The 21760-nt window shown below is 50.6% G+C and carries 16 protein-coding genes; all 16 read right to left on the minus strand.

The genetic code is table 11. The features are described 5' to 3' along the window. Window positions 1-6: 6 nt before the first annotated feature. The 16 genes from ACGTIC_RS12320 to serC all read right to left on the minus strand — a co-directional run bounded on the left by ACGTIC_RS12320 (window position 7) and on the right by serC (window position 21331). On the minus strand, window positions 7-612 hold the full coding sequence (locus ACGTIC_RS12320) for a hypothetical protein (RefSeq protein WP_059075541.1): 606 nt from the start codon (window positions 610-612) through the stop codon (window positions 7-9). Window positions 613-759: 147 nt separating this feature from the next. Then, entirely contained in the window at window positions 760-1398 is a 639-nt protein-coding gene (locus ACGTIC_RS12325) for a sigma-70 family RNA polymerase sigma factor (RefSeq protein ID WP_150825001.1), read from the minus strand. A 13-nt stretch (window positions 1399-1411) separates the two neighbouring features. Further along, on the minus strand, window positions 1412-5707 hold the full coding sequence (locus ACGTIC_RS12330; protein WP_113855110.1) for a translocation/assembly module TamB domain-containing protein: 4296 nt from the start codon (window positions 5705-5707) through the stop codon (window positions 1412-1414). Between the two features lie 158 nt (window positions 5708-5865). Then, a complete protein-coding gene (locus ACGTIC_RS12335) occupies window positions 5866-7470 on the minus strand; it encodes a TolC family protein (RefSeq protein WP_257536603.1) in 1605 nt (534 codons plus the stop codon). 47 nt (window positions 7471-7517) lie between these two features. Further along, window positions 7518-8762, minus strand: a complete 1245-nt coding sequence (locus tag ACGTIC_RS12340) for an MlaD family protein (RefSeq protein ID WP_059075538.1) — start codon at window positions 8760-8762, stop codon at window positions 7518-7520. Next, window positions 8759-9511 (minus strand): ABC transporter ATP-binding protein, encoded by a 753-nt coding sequence (locus ACGTIC_RS12345; RefSeq protein WP_059075537.1) that lies wholly within the window; start codon window positions 9509-9511, stop codon window positions 8759-8761. Before ACGTIC_RS12345 ends, ACGTIC_RS12340 begins: the two co-directional genes overlap by 4 nt. A gap of 11 nt (window positions 9512-9522) precedes the next feature. After that, entirely contained in the window at window positions 9523-10287 is a 765-nt protein-coding gene (locus tag ACGTIC_RS12350) for an ABC transporter permease (protein ID WP_075581467.1), read from the minus strand. 257 nt (window positions 10288-10544) lie between these two features. Further along, complete coding sequence (locus ACGTIC_RS12355) at window positions 10545-12506, minus strand: SpoIVB peptidase S55 domain-containing protein (RefSeq protein WP_113855111.1); 1962 nt, start codon at window positions 12504-12506, stop codon at window positions 10545-10547. A gap of 10 nt (window positions 12507-12516) precedes the next feature. Beyond that, entirely contained in the window at window positions 12517-12810 is a 294-nt protein-coding gene (locus ACGTIC_RS12360) for a biotin/lipoyl-containing protein (RefSeq protein ID WP_113855112.1), read from the minus strand. A 13-nt stretch (window positions 12811-12823) separates the two neighbouring features. Next, the gene (locus tag ACGTIC_RS12365; protein ID WP_369814255.1) at window positions 12824-13906 is read right to left on the minus strand and encodes a rod shape-determining protein; all 1083 of its coding nucleotides are present in this window, start codon (window positions 13904-13906) and stop codon (window positions 12824-12826) included. Continuing rightward, the gene (gene murA / locus ACGTIC_RS12370; protein ID WP_059075533.1) at window positions 13899-15161 is read right to left on the minus strand and encodes a UDP-N-acetylglucosamine 1-carboxyvinyltransferase; all 1263 of its coding nucleotides are present in this window, start codon (window positions 15159-15161) and stop codon (window positions 13899-13901) included. Before murA ends, ACGTIC_RS12365 begins: the two co-directional genes overlap by 8 nt. Before the next feature lie 285 nt (window positions 15162-15446). Further along, window positions 15447-16412: a class II fructose-bisphosphatase gene (gene glpX, locus ACGTIC_RS12375; protein ID WP_113855113.1), complete on the minus strand. Its 966-nt coding sequence runs from the start codon at window positions 16410-16412 to the stop codon at window positions 15447-15449. A 221-nt stretch (window positions 16413-16633) separates the two neighbouring features. Continuing rightward, the gene (serS, locus tag ACGTIC_RS12380; protein WP_059075531.1) at window positions 16634-17920 is read right to left on the minus strand and encodes a serine--tRNA ligase; all 1287 of its coding nucleotides are present in this window, start codon (window positions 17918-17920) and stop codon (window positions 16634-16636) included. A 46-nt stretch (window positions 17921-17966) separates the two neighbouring features. Then, the gene (locus tag ACGTIC_RS12385) at window positions 17967-18611 is read right to left on the minus strand and encodes a histidine phosphatase family protein (RefSeq protein ID WP_113855114.1); all 645 of its coding nucleotides are present in this window, start codon (window positions 18609-18611) and stop codon (window positions 17967-17969) included. Window positions 18612-18622: 11 nt separating this feature from the next. Continuing rightward, window positions 18623-20215, minus strand: a complete 1593-nt coding sequence (gene serA, locus ACGTIC_RS12390) for a phosphoglycerate dehydrogenase (RefSeq protein WP_059075529.1) — start codon at window positions 20213-20215, stop codon at window positions 18623-18625. A gap of 42 nt (window positions 20216-20257) precedes the next feature. Then, window positions 20258-21331: a 3-phosphoserine/phosphohydroxythreonine transaminase gene (serC, locus tag ACGTIC_RS12395; protein WP_257536604.1), complete on the minus strand. Its 1074-nt coding sequence runs from the start codon at window positions 21329-21331 to the stop codon at window positions 20258-20260. Window positions 21332-21760: the final 429 nt, after the last annotated feature.

Here is a 21760-nt window from a genome sequence, read left to right on the forward strand (position 1 = left end):
CCGTTGTCATTTCTTGGTTTCCGCACCGCGCAAACTATGACGCGCATCTTGTACGGCAGCCTGTATCTGCCGGTCCGATAAAACCTTTTTTTGTACAGGCTGTGTATATGGTACAGTCGCAGGTGGCGGTTCCGTTCTTTCCGTCTCCTGTCCTGTTTCCCCCTGTTGTACTGCCGGCAATACACCGGTATCATCTGTACTTGCAGGAACCGGTTGCACCGCCGGTATTTCTTCTACTGCCCTGTCTTCTGCCGTTACGATTGATTCCGGCTCAGCTACAGGTTGTGAATCCGGCGCTGTCATCGTCGTCCGTGACGTATCCGCTGCCGTCTCGCCGCGGACAGGCCGGGTAAAATCAGCTGGCGGCCCTTCCGGACGTGTAAACTGCCAGATGCCCAGAGCCAGCGCCAAAGCAGTCAGGACTGCCGCCAGCCGGCGGATTTTACAGCCCATACCGTGGTTTTTTCGAAGATTTTTCATCTCCGCTTCTGCCAGCATGAGATTCAGTTCCCCACGGACATCAGCTTTATTGTCAAAAGACTTTTCAGCCCGTTCCAGCCAGGCTCTGGCAGAACGGACACGCTCGGCCCGTTCATTATCTGATTTTGCCATACTGCGCAAGCTCCTTTCCCAGCATGTTTATAAAATCCTGAAAAAGACAGCCTCAACAAACAAGTAAATATGGGAAGAAGCCTATATCTATCTTGGAAATACTCATCGTTTCTCCCGTATTCTCCCGTTTATACCATATTTTCTTTTTTACTTCTCTTTGTTGTCATGAATAAACCGGCTCAGCATGCCTCTCACACGGCGGATTCCCCGTTTCTGCAGCCGGTATACATAAGGCAGGCTGACAGACAGGTCCTCGGCCAGGGATTTTTGCTGCTGATCTTTGAGATAGACGCCTTCCACGACGATCTGTTCCTTCTGAGGCAGACGCTGTAATGTCTGGGCTACGTGTTCAAACAGAATCTGCCGGCCTGTCCTGTCTGCCAGATCCTCCGCCCCGTCTGGCAACTGATCCCGCAGGGTAACGCCGTTTTCATCGGGTTCGTCGAGAGACAGGGAAGACCGTTTATTTTCCTTTTGGAGAAAATCCAGGATTTCCCCACGGATACGATGGACGGCAAAAATAGGAAAGGCCACATTGCGCCCGTAATCATACCGTTCCACCGCTTCAATCAGTCCCAGCGTTCCTTCCTGCAGGGCGTCCTGCAGAATATCCCCGGAAATGTGCCAACGCATCGCTTCCCGGAAAACCAGCGGCTGGTACTGTTCAATGAGCTGCCGCCGGCTCTCCTGGTCCCCCCGGTCTTTATATGCGCGCCAGAGTTCTCTTTCTTCTTCCGGAGCCAGAAGTTTTATCTGTTGTAATTCTTTTAAATATGTCTCCAGCAACTTCTGTCCCCCCCTAATAGAAGCTGTATTTATACATGCCGCCAATAAAGGAATCATCTGCCGATTTCCAAGCGGCCACACCAAACTTACTTCCCAAATTATACTGCATACCTATGCGGTTGTCATCATGATTGAGGCCAAAAGCAGCTGTCAGCATGAAATCATTGAACAAATACTTGCCCATTTCTATATTATAATAATTATTTTCCACATCAGCTGTCTTGCTGTTGTAATCCAGTGACCCTGTCGTAATGTTGAGCATATCTAGATTCAGTGCCTTTTCCAGCGCCTGTGTAATCCCCAGACTGTTGAGCGTCATGCGGATGCCGCTCCCTATAAGTGTATTGACATCTTCACTATTAAGGGAACTGTCTTTTTTGCCACTGCTGTTCCTGAGCGTAATCAGGGAAAGAATCTGGGCCTTCGTAAGCGGCGGATTGGATCGCAGCATCAGGTCCATCGCATCGGCAGGACCGCGCAGATTGAGCAGGACATTGTACTGACCGACACGGGTATGGCCTTCCACGTCCAGATAGGGGAGGAATGTATCGGGCTGATTAAATTCAGCTTTTGCCCGGGATACACGGAAATTCGTATCCAAATAGTGAATAGTCCCTCGGGAAGCTTCAAAGCCGCCCGTTCCATGGGGATGAGCCAGCGTGCCGCCAAAATGAGCCTTGCCATGCACCATCAGGTCGTAAAGCGCCCCATTATACAGCCGCACATCATCTCCCAGTGCGACCATAATGTCGAGAGCGGCATCAAAATTGCTTTCCGTATCACTCAGGCTCAGGGGCAGATCCAGTGTCGTATCATCTATCGTAATGGTTCCGGACAGCAATGGCATGCCATCACCGGGCGAGACAGTCAGGTTTCCCGTCAGCGGTCCGGTAAAATACGGACAGACGACTCCCAGATGATCGAGTGCAAGCAATCCTTTGTACGACGTGACTTCCCATCCCTGCCAGGATGCATCTGCCTGTACCTGCAATTTTCCCGGATTTTTCGCCTTTGCCTTATCCATAACGGCAGAACCGGAAAACGCTGCTTTGCGTCCCGTAAATTGAAGCTGCCCCGTAATCCGTGTCAGCGGATTACGCACGGTCCGGATGGACAAAGAACCGTCATCGACACTCAACGTACCGTATACCTGTGGATCCGCAGCCGTACCTTTTAACTGCAGCGAACCATTCAGTCCGCCCTGGGCTTCAGTAATAAGAGGCGTGACAAAAGTCAGTATATCCAGGCCGGCATGATCCAGTTTTACCATAACGTCCATAGATTCGTCTGTTTTTTCACCGGTCAGAGCCGCTACGGGAATCGTCCCGGAGGCGCTCGCCTTATACGGATCCTTCAGGATATATGCCTGATGGACCTTAATCATGCGGTCCCGCAGATTGAGCAGGGCATACATGCCAGTAAAGGAAATGCCATTGACCATGCCACTTCCGAGCTGCAGAGACACATCAGCACTGGGATGATCTCCTGTCCCGCTCAGATTAGCTGCAAAATCGACAGGCGCATCAATCTGGACATTCGTCTGTCCCGTTACCGCCGCCAGCAGCCGGGCCGGGAAATGGTGGGCAGCAATCTGCATCTGTACCGGCCCATGAAGGGCATACGATCCCTGGGCAGCCAGCACGGCATCGCCGGACTTCAGGGTAAGTTCATGAATCTGTACGGCATTGTTTTCGTATTGGACATCAATACGGGCAGGTTCTACAGCTGCATCATCAATATATCCCTGGGTCAGAGTCCCGGTCAGACGTGCCCGGGGATCATCAGTTGTCCCATCGATAGCCAGCTGTCCTTCCAGACGCCCCTGTATGGACTGCAGGGGTGCTCCCGACAGTTTCAGGATACTGCCCAGATCCGCAGCCTGCACGCGGGCCCGCGCCATAATCCAGCCATTCGCCGGATTATACCCGCCACGCAGTTCATAAGTCCCTCCGTTCTGTTTAAAATGAAAATCGGTCAACCGGAAAATACCGCCGTAATAACCGAGGTTGCCTTGTATATCATTGAGGGCTATGCCATTAAAGGTCAGTGAGTCTGACTGGAGAGACCCTTCAAAGACAGGATTGTTCATCGTACCGCCAAGATGCCCTCTGACATTCATGATACCGGAACGCTGAGGCCCTTTTTGCGGTACCAGGCGGGCAATATCGAGATGGCTGCCGTCCAGGGTCAGATCCATATGCTGTCCCAGGTAACCGGCGACGCGGATAGATGCATCATAGGCTGTAATATCGCCGTTGGTGATATAAACAGTGCCATCCCGCAATGTATAATCGGCACTGACATTTTTGTACAAATAGCCATAAGCAGAGCCACTGGTCAGATGGAACGATCCCTGTGCCGAAGGCTGATCGAGACTGCCCGTCACGGTAATCGTATTATCGGCCCAGCCTGTAAGAGGAATATCTCCCCGTCCCAATGCTGGCAGCAGCCGTTCCAGACGCATATGCTGTGTCACAACCTGCAGATTCACCTGCCGGGTATCCAGATCAGCCATACCACTGGCTCTATGAGTCCCATCGTTGTAACGCCACACGACAGACGGTATCAGAATACGGCTTCCACTACCGGAAAGAGAGCCGTCGATACTATCAAAGTCCATCCCCTGTATACTGCCGTCGCGGGCATGGAAAATCAAATTCCAGTCCGGTCCGGAACCATATAGGTGTCCGGCAGCAGAAAAGGTGCCGGTCATAGGTACTGCTGCATATGCAGATGCCATATCAAGTGGCAGATTGTCTGCTGTAAAGGAAAGATCCGTACGGGGCCCCTCCGTATCATACACGCCATGGACCCGGACTGTTCCTCCCTGCACGGAAGCAGTCAGCCCTGACAGAGACAGCAATCCATCAGCATAGATAAAGTCACCTTCCGCCTGATCTGCCTCGATGCCATTATAGGAAAAACCTGCCGCGCTGGCATGACCGGAAGCCTGGACTGTCCCCTGATTCTGATTGCCCGAAACGGTCAGGGAAGCCGACACCGTGCCCAGAACCGAAACAGGCAGCTGGCTTATTTCTTCGAGGTGGATGGAATCAGCATCGAGAGAGGCCTGAAAATCACCACTGGACAGGTTGTATGTTCCCGAACCTTCCAGATGGCCTCCAGCTGCATCAGCAGACAGATGGGATATATCAGCCTGACTGCCATCGCAAGAAAAGACAACTTCGCCATGATACAGTGTCGTTCCATCATAGGTCAGTTCTGGTACAGTCAGTGTTCCACTGCCGCGTATTTCACTGGCCGTTCCCCAGATGCTGCCCTTAAAGGCAGCCGTACCAGAAATGCCAGCTGGCAGCTTATCGGCAAAAGCAGCAAGATCGGCGCCGGGTACATCCACATCCAGATTGAATACGGGAACATCCCCATTGATGCGTACTTCACCTGAGGCGCTGATATCCTGTCCATTAATGCGGCCTTTCAGCCGGTCAATCCGGACGTTTTGTGAATTCAGCCGCACCGTTCCGCTGACCTGGTCATAGGAAAGGCCCGATGCCGTACCGGACAGATTATCTACAGAAGCCGTTCCCGACAGAGAATCCCCGTTATGCGAGCGGGCATAACGGACCCGTATATCACGGAGCGCACCTTCTTCTACAGTCACATCCGTTCCAGACGGAATGAACGATGATGCATAAGATGCTTTAACAGCATCGCCACGAAGCAGGACATCGAATTCCCGCGATGAAGTATAATGACCGGAAGCCGTCAGCTTTTCTCCATCGACATACAGCGTCATATCTCCATAGATAGCCGGGTAGGCCGTAAAATCGAGGGTCCCGTCACCCCCGCTGCCCGTAATCAGCGTGCCATCGGCCAGCCGTGCCCTGACAGCTCCATCGTGAAACCGCACAATTGCCCGGAATCCACTGTCCGCCTTTTCCTTCGATGTCTTAATAAGCGTCGCAACATTCCACGTATTATCAGACGGTTTCTGCCACACATGGACAACCGGCTGGGAAATATCCACCGTCTCTATAGCCGCAGCCGGATTACCATCAGGAAGGGATGCCACTATTTTCCAGGGATTGACAAAAATCTGTATATCCGAACCAGAAAGCACAGTACGTCCCTGCATATCCCGGATAACCGGGTCCTGCAGCCTGACTCGGCCGGACAACGAAACATCCATAGCACTAAAGGTTAGTGTTCCGTTTATTTTATCATTCACTGTACTCGTCACTGTCTCAGAGAGTTTTTGCATCAATGCCGGCTTTTCCATCCACAGGGAAAAGAGTGCGGCAAAGAGGAATACAAAGACTGCACCGGATACAAGCCATTTTTTTCGCACGGTCGTCCTCCATTCCTATAAAAAAAGAAGAGAGAATCATAGGATTACAATTCTCTCTTCATTTTACATAAGCTATTCATTAAAATCAAGAAACAGATAAAAAGATTCAGTTTCCTTTTTTTAAACTTACTTTAAATTGTAACAAAAGGAGGTTCCCATCATTTCCCTGTCAGGGACGGATGGATGACACCGGAGCGGACATCGACGCCCATTGCCTGTTCCAGTTTGGCAATACCGACATTATAATCATACAATGCCTGGATATGGTTGACCTGGGCTTCGTTGAGGCTCAGCTGGGCATCGAGGACATCCAGGTTGATGCCAACACCAGCCTGATAGCGGATGTTCTGGATACGGTAATTTTCCTTCGCCTGATCGACGACAGCCGTCGTTTCTTCTACGCGCTGTGCCGCACTGCGGATATTGAGGTATGCCTGCTTGACTTCCAGCTGGACCGATTCCCGTGCCTTCTGTTCTGTTTCCCGGGCGGAAAGGAGTGTTTCCCTTGCTTTCTTGATTTTGGCATTAGTCGCGCCGCCATCCCATAAGCTCCAGGAAACGCCGCCACTTACACTCCAGTTATGATCATCAATACCGGGGAAATCATCATCCGACCAGCCACGGCCGGCACCGACAGATACGGTCGGCCTGTTGCCAGCCTGGGCAATACCGATACTGTTTTCTGCTTCCTGTACGGCAACGGCTGCCTGGAGGACTTCCGGACGATATTTCATGGCATAGTCAATGGCTTCCTGAAGGGAAATATCATACGTATCAAAAGGCAGCTGATGATCGGCCAGATTCAGTTTGGTCTGCAACGGCAGGCCGAGGATGTTATTCAGGTTTGATTCAGCAATAGCGACATTATTATCTGCCGTTACGGCCGTCGTCTTGGAGTTGGCCAGTGATACATTAGAAGACAAGACATCTACTTTCGCCTTGGTACCTACATTGTACTGGGCTGTTACATTATCTAAATGTCCCTGCAGATTATCGACGGCTTCATGGTATACATCACGCAGTTCCTGATAAGCCAGAAGGGCATAATACCCTTCTACGGCAGAATACTTCGTCGCCTGCTGGACGCGGAGCATTTCTTCCTGGGCATTAGTCTTTCCCAACTTGGCATTGGCAATTTCGTTTTCTACCAGTCCGCCCGTATACAATGGGATGCTGACACTAAAACTGTTTTTAAAACTATTACCGATGACATCTCGTCCCATATTTTGTGACATAGCTCTGGCCCCACTCCAGGTATAGCCCACCTGGGGCATCTTGCCGGCCTTGGCTATGGCGATATCAAAGTCAGAACTGTTCAGGGCATAATGGGCCACCTTGATATCCCGGTTGTAATCGAGAGCCATCTGCACCGTTTTGGGCAGTGTCAGATCGACAGCCTGGTCGGAAGCGACCCGGCCGACGACAATGACTGGATCCGCTTCTCCTCTGGCAGCAGCTCTTTTAGCACTGGCTTCCATATCGGAACGGATTTTTTGTGCCAGCTCTTCCCGCAGCTGCGGTGTCACATCGGACGCACCGATAGCTCCTGCCGGTGTCACAGCAGCCTGGTTCTTTACCGTACGTGCTGCCTTTTTGCCGGTCCGGGAAACCTTCTGGCCAGCCGTATTCCGGGCTGAATCAGTAACAGCTGCCTGTCCCAGATCGACGGGAACAACGGCTTCTTCTGCTGCCCATGCAGACACCGTCCCCAAGGTTGAAATCATCAGGGCAACAACAATTTTTTTATACAAGTTTTTGTCCATTACGGGTACCCCCATTGATCGAATTGCTATCTATTGCAGAATGTCTTTTAAAAGACATAGTCAATACCATAATAATTGCCACCGTCACTGCGGTTCATGGGCCGCGTGAACTGGCCAAAAAGAAACATGTTGTCTGTCAGGCGGTATTTCGCTTTCAAACGATACCGCCAGTCATCGGGATCATACCCCTCCAGGCTGAGTTGGAACGGTTTATCCTGAAAAAAATCCAGCCCCATTCCGAGCTCGCCGCGGATGAGGCCGGCCCGGACATCAAATCGGGGATGTCTGAACCCATACTGCAAATCCAGTTTCGTACCGTTACCTATATTCTCAGCCCCGAGAAGCCCGAATGTATGGTTCCGGTACACCTTAAAATTTACAGCGGCACCCGTTTCACTTTTACTCTCATTATATAAGACACTGGCATCGCCTTCTGTTTTGAATCCGCTTCCCCCACCGAGAACCTTATTTAGTTTCCCCGATATTTCCGCAGTATTATGAAGCGTTTTCTGCAAATCTTTCTGGCTCTGCTCATCAGTCGTAATTTTCTGTACGGCCAGCGCTGTCTGCTCAAAACTATCCGTAATGCGCTTCATATTAGCCGCCGTATCGCGGACGTTAGCCGAAATAGCTCCATCGCTGTTCATAGCAGCCAGCTGGGCCGCAGCGGCATCCAGAGAAGCTGTTACCGACGCCATATGTGCTGTCATTTCCTGGATATTGCCGGCATTGGCATCCATCAGGCCATTGACCCGTCCGGTTATGCCTTCTATATTCTGAAATGTCCCGCGCATCGCTTTTTGCGTGTCCGGGTGTCCGATGACGCTATTAATGTTATTAATCATATCATTGGCACTAGCCACTAACTTACCTGTACTTTCCATCATATCATCCATGGTCTTGCCGTCATTGCCGTTCAGATATTCCCCGTCAGCAATGAGCTGTGTCGAATCCTTGCCCGGCGTAATGGAAATAATTTTTTCCCCCAGCAGGCCGTCCGTCGTTATTGCCAGTTTCGATCCTTTAGGAATTTCCGTACCCTTATCGATCTTCATGGCAACGTCTACGCCGTTTTTAGAAGGAGTCACATCGGTAACTTTACCGACATGAACACCGACATAGCGGACTGAATTTCCCTTCTGCAAGCCATTGGCATCGCGGAACATGGCATGAATGACATAGCCTGGTTTGCCAAATATTTCTGCATGAGCCAGATTGATGACCACATAGGTAAAGACCAGTACGCCAATAATGGTTACCAGGCCGACTTTTGCTTCTGCACTCCATTTCATGGCGCACACCTCCCCTCCTGACGCATCAGACCGCCGTTGATAAATCGTTGAATGTGTTCATCCGGCGAATCCCGGAACGTATCCTTGTCTGCAATAAGCCGGAAAACGCCGTTTTCCAGATAAGCCAGCCGGTCTGCAACGAAGAAAGCCGATTCCATATCATGGGTAACGATAACAGATGTCGTATGAAGCTGGCTTTGTGTCGTCACAATCAGCCTGTTGATATCCATACTGCGCAGCGGATCCAGACCTGCCGTCGGTTCATCATACAATATGACCCGGGGCTCCAGTGCAATGGCCCGTGCCAGACTGACTCTTTTTTTCATGCCGCCCGACAAATCGTTCGGCATCATATCTTCTACGTGATCCAGCCCGACGAGATGTAATTTTTCCCGGACAATTTTCCGGATTTCTTCTTCCGGGAGTTTACGATGCTGCCGGAGGCCAAATGCCACATTCTCCCCGACACTCATAGAATCAAATAAGGCTGAATACTGAAAAACCATGCCCATGTGGAGCCGTACCTGATCCATCTCATCTTCCGTAAAGCCTGTAATATCCTGACCGTCTATAAAAATATGACCGCCTGACGGTTTCTGAAGACCGATAATCAGACGAAGTATAGTACTCTTGCCTGAACCACTGGCACCCAGTATCCCCAGTGTTTCTCCATCGCGGATATCCAGATTGATGTGATTCAGAATGACCCGTGATCCATACGCCACGGTAATATCCTGTAAACGGATCATATGCCAGACTCCTAATACAAAATAATAGACAGCAGATAATTGCAGATAAAAATAAAAATAATCGATGTAACGACCGAACGCGTTGTCGCCTGTCCGACTCCTTCTGCCCCGCTTTTGGCCGTCATGCCTTCATGACAGGCCACAAGGGCGATGATACCTCCAAAGAACATGGCTTTAATAAGGCCGTAAACAACGTCGGATACTTCCGTAAACATTTCAATGGAGTTCATGTACGTAAAATGTGTCAGGCCGGCGCTGAGAATCGCGACAGCATATCCACCGGCCGTGCCGATGATATACCCATAAAAGGCCAGCAGCGGTACCATAGTGATACAGGCGGCAAAGCGGGGTACGACCAGATAAGCAACGGGATTGACGGCCATGCACCGCAGGGCATCAATCTGCTCCGTAACTTTCATAGTTCCCAGTTCGGCTGTCATGGCTGCCCCTACACGGCCGGCTACGACAACGCCGGTCAGAATCGGCCCCAGTTCGCGGCCCATAGCGACAGACATAATGCCTCCCAATGTAGACTGGGCACCATAGCGCAACAGGATATCGACAATCTGCAACGTCATGACCATGCCGGCAAACAGCAAAGTCAGGCTGACAATTGGCAGGGAATTGACACCGAGATGAGCCATCTGGGCAATCGTAAGCTTCCGTTGTATTTTAGGCAGCTGACGCAGCGTTTCCAGGAATAAGAGGGACAGCACGCCTACTTTTTCAAAAATATGCAGTGTAAACGATCCTATCCGTTCTAATATTCCCTGCACAGGCGCACCTCCTCTTTTTCAGTCAGCGTACGTATTGTTACTATACCATTAATGTGGGGAGCCTGCTACACGCGGGCTGCCAATTGTTAGAAAACTGTGAGAAAACTCAGATTTCCTTTTCAGTTTTCTACAAGTATGATAATACCATGTTATGCATCAAATATCAAGGTTGAACGTGTTCAAATATCATTTTTATTACGCTGAATGAACAAGAAAAGCAGCTGCATGTCTTATACACAGTACAGCTGCTTTTCTGTTCATCGGGAAAGGAAAATGCTTTTCTTATCTTCTCCTGATGACTTATCTTTATCCTGATTATTCCCCTTATCCTGTTCTACCGTCTTATCACTGTGCTCCGCTGTCTGGGCAGCATCTTCCGTTTCGGCACTCATGACAGCCTTGCCAGAACGCAATGTGTGATGACCGGCCAGGAATTTATCCCGTTTTTCCGGACTGACGATTTTGATGGTAATCTGGCCGTCGCCTTTTACGATATACGGTGTTGGCAGCGACGATTTTTTGTCCTCGTCGTTGTCTTCATGTAGTCCTTTTTTCTTGGGCTGAAGCACATCTTTCGGATTTCCCCGGGGTTCTTTGGCCTGCAGTTTGACTTTGGCCGTCTTCTTGCTGTCATCATCGATCATGCTGACGTTCTGGTCAAGGATTTCAATGACCAGATCATTATTGGCATCTTCCTTTTCTATAGCCTTTTTCAGATCAGCAAAATCTTTATAATGACGCAGCCGATCAATAATTTCATCGGTCAGATTATAGCGCTGTTTTTCAATCAGATAGGGCAGGGGAATAACGCCACCGCCACGTACTTCCAGCACCATATCGCCATACGGCTGGTCCTTGGGAACGGTAAAAGTCATGGTTTTGACTTCATCAGCCCCCCGGTAGGGATGAAGAGTAATTTTGAAATAAATCGTATCACCCGGACTGGCCACTACCGGTGCTGCCGTGGCATCAATGATCCGTGCCTGCTTACGCGCCTGGGAGTAATCGGCATTGACCGTAATATCCAGAACGGGATAATCGATGAATTCGTTATGCTTTAAAATGTCGAGGACATTATATAATTCATCAATACTCTTTTCATTGATATTATCTTCCGAATAGTACATATTGTGCCGGGTAATATCCTTGTCCCGGCCATTGGATGACCGGATTGTATAATTCAGGGTCACCGTACCGCCGCCCATACGATCTATGGTCTTATTGGCCGTATTATACACGGTCGTCGCGGCCAGGACCGGTGTCAGTTCATTATCTTCTACGATTTTGACCCGTTTCAAGTTGGCTGCCGCCGTGTCAAGGTCACGTACGTGAATGACGACGGGGATTCCCGGTGCCAGTCGGTAATTCCCGGCGATGCCGGCACCGCGGTCCTGGTCAATCCGTCCGATTTCCGCTCCTACCGATCCAAGCTTGAACGAACTGGCCATATTATTGACAATCGTAAAAATATAGGCATTATGCATGAAATAATTAATACTGCCCTTTTTCAGGAAGGGATGACCAAAGGCGACGATATGATCTTTATCGACATAGGTAACCGTCCCGATAGCACCGAGTTTCATATCGCCATTGACGAACGCAGCCGCCACGGAACTTCCCGCTTCCAGGGGCATCGCCTGGCTGTCTTCTGCCGCCGTAGCCGTATCGACAGGCATAAACTGGTACTGGGGCAGTTTATTCTTCATCCAGTCCATCGATGCCGTATCGAATCCGCTGGCCATAAGTGGTGTATTGACGGGAATCAATGACGATTCCCGGGCGTTAAATGGCCGGATTTCTTCCCGCACGGGCACATTCCAGAGCTTGACCATATCTTCTATCGGGGTAATCATACCCACTTTGGAATTGGTAAAAGACCAGCCATATGCAACTGCCCCCAGCAGTCTGCCATCGACGTACACGGGGCTGCCGCTCATTCCCTGGGCAATACCGCCGGTCTGTTCGATGAGTGGACCGGAAAAGCGAGCCAGGATCAGGTCACCGGAAGGGCCGCTGTTTTTCATGACACCCAGGATTTCCACAGGAAATGTTTCGATTTGCGTACCTCTGGCTACGGTCTTGGCATATCCCGTCATCCCCGGCCGGACATCACTGACAGGCATAAATTGTTCTGCATATACAGAAAAGGAAACGGCACAACAGAGAACCGCCAAACAGGCTTTTCCCGCCAGGTGCCGTAATTTACGTAATCGTTTCATAGTCTCCTTCTTATTTTTCTTCTACTACAACGACGACCGTACCCGTGGCTACTGTCCCGCCCGTTTTGACTTTTACTTCCTTGACGGTGCCTCTGCTATCTGCCCGGGCAGCCGCCATGGGACCAGCCAGGGAATCAACGGTCAGGAGGACATCGCCTTCACGGACATCAGTTCCCACAGAAACGACACTGGCCACGGTACCTCCGATAACGGCCGTATAAGGAATATCTGCAGCCAGTACAGGTGCTGCCATTAGTGTACTCATAATGCACAGGGGAAGCAGCACTTTTTTCTTCAGTAACATGACACTCACTCCTTTATAAATCATCAAAGCTATCTTTCAGGCGGCTCATTTCATTCAGCGATTTTCCAGCCCCGTTTGCTACGCACAATAACGGATCATCACAGAGAAACGCTGCCATGCCCGTAGTCTGGGAAATCAGCCGGTCCATGCCATCCAGCAGGAGACCGCCTCCGGTGAGGACGATGCCATGGTCAGCAATATCGGCGGCCAGTTCGGGAGGCGTTTTTTCCAGGATGGTAACAATAGCACGCAATATGGATTCAATCGGTTCTGACAGTGCTTTTCGTATTTCCTGGGAATCGATATCGACCATGGCCGGGAGCCCCGTTTCCGTACTGCGTCCCCGCACATCGGCAGTCAGCTGCCGCCCGTCCGGCAGAGCTGTACCGATGAGGATTTTCAGCTCTTCTGCCGTATGCTGGCCGATGGTAATATGCTTGATTTTTTCAAGATAGCGGATAATGGCTTCATCAAAAGTATTGCTGCCAATACGCAGAGATTCGCTGATAACGATTCCGCTCAGACTGAGTACAGCCACGTCGGTCGTGCCGCCGCCCATATCGACCACCATGGATCCATTGGAACTGGCTACATCCAGTCCGGCCCCAATAGCAGCGGCCAGCGGTTCTTCCATGACGACGGTTTTACGAGCACCGGCCTGCATAGCCGCTTCGATAACGGCTCTTTTTTCTACATTAGTCGCTCCTGAAGGAACACAGATAATGATCCGCGGTTTAAAAAACAAGGATTTGCCAATAGCTCTGCGGATAAAATACCGCAGCATGTATTCGGTCGCATCGTAATCAGCAATGACGCCCCGGCTGAGGGGGTGATACGCCTGAATATGCTTTGGTGTCCGCCCCAGCATGGCCTGCGCTTCTTTGCCAATAGCTACGACACGATGACTGTTCGTATCAAGGGCAATGACAGCCGGTTCATTGACGACAATACCTTTTTTCCTGACGTATACAATGATATTGGTCGTACCCAGATCAATGGCAATATCACTGCCAAACCAGTTTGCCAGGAAAAAAGAATGGGATGAATGACCCGCTTTAGCCGGCGTTCCTTTTTTTCGCTTCTTTTTTTTAGTCAATATTGACCCGAACAATGTCTGCACCTAACCTTTGTAACTTCTGGACCAGGTTATCATACCCCCGGTCTATATGATATAAATATCCGACTTTTGTTTCCCCTTCTGCTACCAGGCCAGCCAATACCAGTGCTGCACCGGCGCGCAGATCCGTCGCATTGACATCAGCCCCTTTGAGATGCGGGACGCCTTCGACGATGGCACTGCGGCCTTCTATGCGGATTTTGGCTCCCATGCGCTTGAATTCATCGACATGCATAAAGCGGTTTTCAAATACCGTTTCCGTAATGACACTTGTTCCCTGGCAAATAGTCGTAAGTGCCATGAACTGGGCCTGCATATCCGTAGGAAATCCCGGATACGGCAGTGTCTTGATATCGGCCGGCCGCAACGGTTTATGGCCAATGACGCGGATGCCGTCTATATCTTCTTCGACCGTGGCCCCTACTTCTTTCAGCTTGGCTACGAGAGGCTTAAGATGTTCCGACAGCGCATTTTCCACATATACATTGCCGCCGGTCATAGCGGCCCCTACCATAAACGTGCCCGCTTCAATGCGGTCGGGAATAACCGAATGATTTGCCCCGTGCAATTCTTTTACCCCTTCGATACGGATGACATTGGTGCCGGCGCCGCGGATATTGGCTCCCATACTGTTCAGATAGGTAGCCAGATCGACGATTTCCGGTTCTTCAGCCGCATTTTCCAGTACCGTACGGCCTTCGGCCAGGGATGCCGCCATTAAAACGTTTTCTGTCGCACCGACACTGGGGAAATCCAGATAGATCTGGGCCCCTTTCAGGCCATTTTCCACACTGGCTTCGATATCCCCATTTTCCAGGTTAATGACTGCCCCCATGGCTTCAAAGGCCTTCAGATGCAGGTCAATCGGCCGGGCACCGATGGAACAGCCCCCGGGCAGAGAAATTTTAGCATGTCCTTTGCGTGCCAGCAGTGGTCCCATGACGAGGAACGAAGCGCGCATGCGCCGCACGAGGTCGTACGGAGCCGATGTGGAAGTCAGATGACTGGCATCGATGACCAGCGTACCCGCCTGGGACTGGTCTATGTGTACGCCCAATGAAGTAATAACTTCACAAACCGTATGAACATCGTCGAGTTTCGGTATTTCTGTAAGTACACTTTGTGTCGTCCCCAGCATGGATGCGACAATAATAGGCAGCACAGCATTTTTAGCTCCGCTGACGCGAACAGTCCCTTCTAAGGGTTTTCCACCATGAATAACAAGTTTCTCCAATTCTGGTGCCTCCTAAACAGATTGCAAGTATATAGACGTGACAGCCGGGCAGGGCCATCTATTTTTAGTTGATTCACTATCAAAATATTGTATCATAAAAGGAATAAATCTGAAAGGGGGGATATGCAGACTGTTTATAAAACCTGTCTTTATCGTATATACCTGTCTCCTGCAGCACATCAGCTCAGGCCGGCTGCTTTTGATTAAGACAGTCTGACACCTGAGCTGATCAGATATAACTGCTCTATCCTATAGCACGGGGATTGTCATTTTTCTATTTCTGTACTACTTTCTTACACTCCAGTGGGAAGAAGCGTTGAGCCGGTGTACCGTATCAATGAAGCGGATGGTACCTGTCTTGTAACGCATGACGACTGACATCGTGCGGGCGCCACCCCCAAAATACCGCACGCCCTGCATAAGCGGCGTAGGCGTTACTGCCGTAGCGGCAAAGAAACAGTCATCTCCCCGCACCAGATTCGATAGCGTCAGGATCCGCTTGAAATCATGGATTCCCAGCTCTTCTCCCTTCTGCCGCTCCCGTTCCGTATACGGTATGAGACGGGCCTGCATATCGCCGCCCAGGCAGCGCAGAGCCGCCGCAGCCAGCACGCCTTCACGGGCACCGCCAATACCCATCAGTACATGCGTACCCGAGCCTTCAATAGCCGCATCAGCCGCTGCTGTCACATCACCATCATGAATCAGGCGGATGCGGGCCCCGGCAATCCGGCATTCACGAATCAGGTCCTGATGGCGCTGCCGGTCGAGGATAGCTACGGTCACATCGTCAATGCTCCGTTCCAGACCTTCGGCAATATGGCGCAGATTTTCCTGTACGGACTGATTCAGATCGATACGACCCAGGGCACGCGGGCCGACACAGATTTTTTCCATATACATATCGGGAACGCGCAGAATATCTCCCCGGCCGGCCATGGCCAGTACGGATACGGCACCTGGCTGTCCCTGCGCGACCAGCCGCTGTCCGTCCAGTGACGCTACGGCGATGTCAACAGGAACCGTTCCCCTGCCGATTTCTTCTCCGTCAAACAACACCTGCCCGTCGGCCATATATCCTTCACCAATGACGACGTGGCCATTAACCGGCGCAGCAGTCAGTTCCTGATGCATCCCCGCCACTGCCAGGTGATGAGCTGCCCCGCCATCGCCAATTCCCATCATACGTCCGGCCCGCACGGCTGCTTCTTCCGTAGCCCGTACTAATTCCAGTGTCAATACTCTATCCATCCCTCATCCCTCCTATGCGAAGAAATCACTGTATCCAAATACACAGCACACGTTTTTATATTATAATAAATAATTCGACAAATATCGGGAAAATTCCTGCCGGCCCGTGACGTTGAAAGTAAGCGTCACGACGAAAAAAACTGCCTCATGAAGCACAGGCTGCTTCATGAGGCAGTTTCCGGTCACGGCATCAGAGCCCGGCCACCGGCCGTCTTTTGAAATTATTTCTGCTTAGTGATGACATCACAATGCATGTATGGGCGAAGCACTTCCGGAACGACAACAGAGCCATCGGCCTGCTGATAGTTTTCCAGAATAGCTGCAACTGTACGGCCTACGGCCAGGCCGGAACCATTCAGAGTATGGACGTATTCCGGTTTTGCTTTTGGCGAACGGCGGAAGCGGATGTTGGCGCGCCGTGCCTGGAAATCTTCCGTATTAGAGCAGGAAGAAATTTCGCGGTATTTGCCCTGGGCCGGGAACCACACTTCCACGTCGTAAGTCTTGGCAGCGGAGAAACCGATATCGCCGGTACACAATGTAACGACATGATAGGGCAGACCCAGTGCTTTCAGGATATCTTCTGCGTTATTGGTCAGTTTTTCCAATTCATCATAACTTGTTTCCGGTGTCGTATACTTAACCATTTCAACTTTATGGAACTGATGCTGGCGGATGAGGCCCCGCGTATCACGACCGGCAGAACCAGCTTCGGCACGGAAACACGGCGTCAGTGCCGTGAAATATACAGGCAGCTTGGCCCCATCGATGATTTCGCCGCGGTAATAGTTGGTCAGGGGAACTTCGGCCGTTGGGATCATGTACATTTCTTCCCCTTCTACATTCAGGCGGTACATATCTTCATAGAATTTCGGCAACTGGCCTGTACCCGTCATGGATTCACGATTTACGATATACGGCGGGATGACTTCTGTATAGCCGTCTTTCTGTGTATGCTGGTCCAGCATGAAATTATAGACGGCCCGTTCCAACCGTGCACCGGCACCGATATAATAGTAGAAACGCGCGCCTGTAACTTTGGCAGCTCGTTCCGAATCGAGGATGCCCAGGTTTTCCCCTACATCCCAGTGATTGAGCGGCTGGAAATCAAAGGTCGGCAGCTGTCCCCATTTGCGGACTTCCGGATTTTCACTGTCATCCTTGCCGACGGGAACAGAGGGATGGCACATGTTCGGTATCATGAGCTGAATGGAAAGCATATCAGCTTCCACTTTCTTTACCTCTTTATCGAGAGCATCGATATCATCACCGAGTTTTTTCATAGCGGCGATTTTATCGTCAGCATTTTCCTTATTCCGTTTCAGCTGGCTGATTTCCTTCGTGACCGTATTGCGTTCATTCTTCATGGCTTCGACGCGCTGCAGCAGATCACGGCGCTGTCCGTCCAGAACGACAAAGGCATCGACATCGGCCGCTTTCGTATGACGGTTCTTGATGTTTTCCTTAACTTCTTCCGCATGTTCACGGATAAATTTCGTATCTAACATGGTAATCTTCTTCCTTCCTGTATAGTCATCCTATTCATTATACACGTTAAAGTCCTTTTTGTTCAATACCGCTGTACAGATACCCCATATGATTCGTGGAATTGAGCAACACGAGACGCCATACGCCATTCTGGTATTCCAGGACATTGATGCATGTATTATCCTGTTTGATTTGCCAGAAATGACTCATATCGAGACCGAGAAGGTCACAGATGATGGCCTTATTGACGGCATCATGGGCTGCGACGAGAACCGTTTTGCCGTCGTATTTCCGGGCATAGTCGTCGAAGGCACTGCGGGCGCGGCGCCGTACATCGTCCAGATTTTCGCCGCCATCACCCGGCATAGTCACTTTTTCCGGCTGTGTGTGCCAGAGATGGAATGCTTCGGGATACTGGGCTTCGATTTCATCAGCCAGCTGGCCTTCCCAGTCTCCGTGATTGATTTCCAGCAGCCGGTCATCTTTGGCAACGGGGAGATGATGAAGTTCAGCACAGAAAGAACAGGTCTGATAAGACCGTTCCAACGGACTGGAAATACACAGATCGATGGGAATATGGCGCAGTCCTTCGGCCAGCATGTGTCCCTGCTCTAATCCCCGCGGACTGAGATGGGTATCTTCCTGCCCCTGATAGCGCCCTTCTATATTCCATTCCGTTTCTCCATGGCGTACAAGTATAATGCGTATCATGAGTGCCCTCCTTAGTGGGTATCGACATGAATGAGTTTCATGTCCAGAATTCCTTCAATGCCGCGCAATTTCAGCATAATATCATTAGGGATATCATCCTGCACGGCAATAGCCATAATATTCGTTCCTTCTTTGGTCATCTTGGCCAGCTGCATCCCCGTAATATTGATATGAGCCTGTCCCAGAATAGTAGAAATCTGCCCGATCATATTCGGCTGATCGATGTGAGGCGCCAGGAGCAGGTATCCTTCGGGCGTGAAATCCAGGCGATATTCATCAATCTGCACGATTTTCGCTTCCTGATGATTGAATAACGTCCCCACCAGTGAATGTTCCCCCTTATTCGTCTTGATAGTAACGGTGACGGAATCTGTAAAATATCCCTTGTCCTGTGTCTTAATTTCTTTGACCGAAATATGACGCGTCCGTGCTACATCAGGAGCATTGACAAAATTGACCGATTCCTGCAGAATCGGGTTCAATGCTCCTTTGAGAACCGCTGTCGTCAAAAGGCCTGTTTCCGTCTTGGCCAGTTCGCCCGAATATTCCACCCGGATTTCTTTCATAGGCCCTTCGGACAGATAGACGCCGATAATGCCCATGCGTTCCATAAGGTCGAAATACGGCTGGATGGTGAGATATACATTTTTAGGCAGTGGCGCCATATTGACTGCCGTCGGTACCGGTTCTCCATTGAGAGCGGCAATGACTCCTTCCGCCACGTCTACAGAAACACCGATCTGCGCTTCTACTGTCGAAGCACCAAGATGCGGCGTGATGACCACGTTGTCCAATCCCTTGAAGGGATTGATATCTTCTGTAAGCGGTTCCGTCGGAAATACATCGATAGCAGCGCCGGCTACATGACCGCTCTTGATGGCATCGGCCAGGGCATTGATATCCAGCACGGCCCCACGGGACACATTGATGACCCGCACGCCGTCTTTCATCTTGGCGATTTCTTCTGCGCCGATCATGCCCCGTGTTTCTTTCGTCAGCGGAGTATGCATCGTAATATAATCGGAACGTTTGAGCAGCGTATCAAGATCGACCGGTTCCACGCCGAGCTGTTCAAACCGTTCGTCCGGAATATACGGGTCATATCCGATGGTGTGCATTTCCATGGCCTGCATCCGCTTGGCAATACGCGAGCCGATACGGCCGACGCCGATGATGCCGATGGTCTTATTCTGAAGCTGGATACCCGTAAACCGTTCCCGGTCCCATTCGCCAGCCATAAGCGAATTATGTGCCTGCGGAATATGACGGGTAATCGCCATAATCATGGCACAGGTGTGTTCCGTTGCGGCAATCGTATTGGCCGTCGGCGCATTGACGACGATGATGCCCCGGGCAGTTGCCGCCTTGATATCAATACTGTCAACACCGACACCGGCCCGGCCGATGACTTTCAGTTTCTTGCCGGCGGCAATGACCTTTGCCGTAACGTGCGTCATAGACCGTGTCACCATGCCATCGTATTCACCGATGCAGTCGATCAGTCCCTGTTCATCGAGATTCGTTTTGACATCCACTTCATACCCATGCTGACGGAGCAGTTCTACCCCTTTTTCCGATACGTCATCGCTTACGAGAATTTTCATTGTATATACCCTCCTTGGTCTGATACCATAACCCCAATATAGTTAATGTTGTTTTCTGAATTCATCCATGAAATCAGCCAGTGCCTGGCAGGCTTCTTCCGTGACGGCATTGTAAATCGAAGCCCGGCAGCCCCCCAACGACCGGTGACCCTTGATACCTATGAGATTCTGCCTGGCCCCGGCAGCAACGAATTCTTTTTCCAGATCTGCATTGCCTAGATTGAACGTAACATTCATAAGACTGCGCGAATCTTTCGTTGCATGCCCTGTATAAAAGCCCTGGCTACGATCGATTGCATCATAGACAATGGCCGCTTTTTTTTCATTGCGTTTCTGTATGGCCTGCAGTCCACCCTGATTTTCAATCCAGTGCAACACACGGTTGACAAAATAAATACAAAATACAGGCGGCGTATTATACGTCGAGTCGTGTTCTACAAACGTGCGATACGAAAGCATGGCCGGCAGATTTTCCCGTGCTTTCTGCAGCATGTCATCTTTTATGATGCCGACGACCACGCCTGCCGGGCCGACATTTTTCTGTACGCCCGCATAGATATAATCGAATTGGCTTACATCTACGGGGCGTGAGAGAAAATCACTGGACATATCGCAGATCAGCGGCACATCCACGTGAGGAAAGGTCTTCCATTCCGTGCCGTGAATCGTGTTATTGCTGGTCATATAGACGTAGTCCGTCCCATCTTTTACCGTAAAGGTGCTTTCATCGGGAATATAGGAAAAATGGTCTTCCTTGCTGGAAGCGACTTCATAGACTTCTCCGTAATACGATGCCGCTTTCATCGCTTTATCTGACCAGACGCCCGTATTCAGATATCCTCCCCGCGTCTTCAGGAAGTTAGCACCATGCATGAGAAACTGCATGCTGCCGCCGCCCTGCATAAAAATGACATGATATCCTTCAGGAATATGCATCAGCCGTTTCAGGACAGCTATGGTATCATCCTGCATATCCTGATATGCCGCACTGCGGTGACTGATTTCTACAATACTCATACCCGTATGGTTAAAATCGAGAAATTCTGCCTGGACTTCTTTCAATACATCCAGCGGCATGGCCGAAGGCCCGGCATTAAAATTGTACACTCGTTCCAAAATAATCACTCCTTACGGCAATGGAAAAAGACATAAAAGGAGAAGCTCTCTCTTTGGGACGAGCTTCTCCTTTCTCGCGGTACCACCCAATTTGCCGCCGGCTGGAAAACAAAAAACTCCCGTCCCACTCAAGGGACGGGAGTCTGAATCCCGCGTTGCCACCCAACTTGCCATACGGCCAACTCTGACCGCTGTACCGGGCGGACCCGTCAAATTCGTCATTTGCAGCTCCAGAGCGGAACGCCCTGCCAGTCTGCTGCCTCACACCATCCGGCAGCTCTCTGAAAGCCTGTACAGTTTGCTTCTCTATCATCGCCTCTGTGAAATTGAGTCCATTATAAACACAAACGCCCTGCCTGTCAAGACATTTTTCATCTAAACATGCACTTCCCCAACGTATGCATCACACCGGCCACCGATCTCCTGGCT

The organism is Megasphaera hexanoica (assembly GCF_043520715.1).
Classification (GTDB): Bacteria; Bacillota; Negativicutes; order Veillonellales; family Megasphaeraceae; genus Megasphaera; species Megasphaera hexanoica.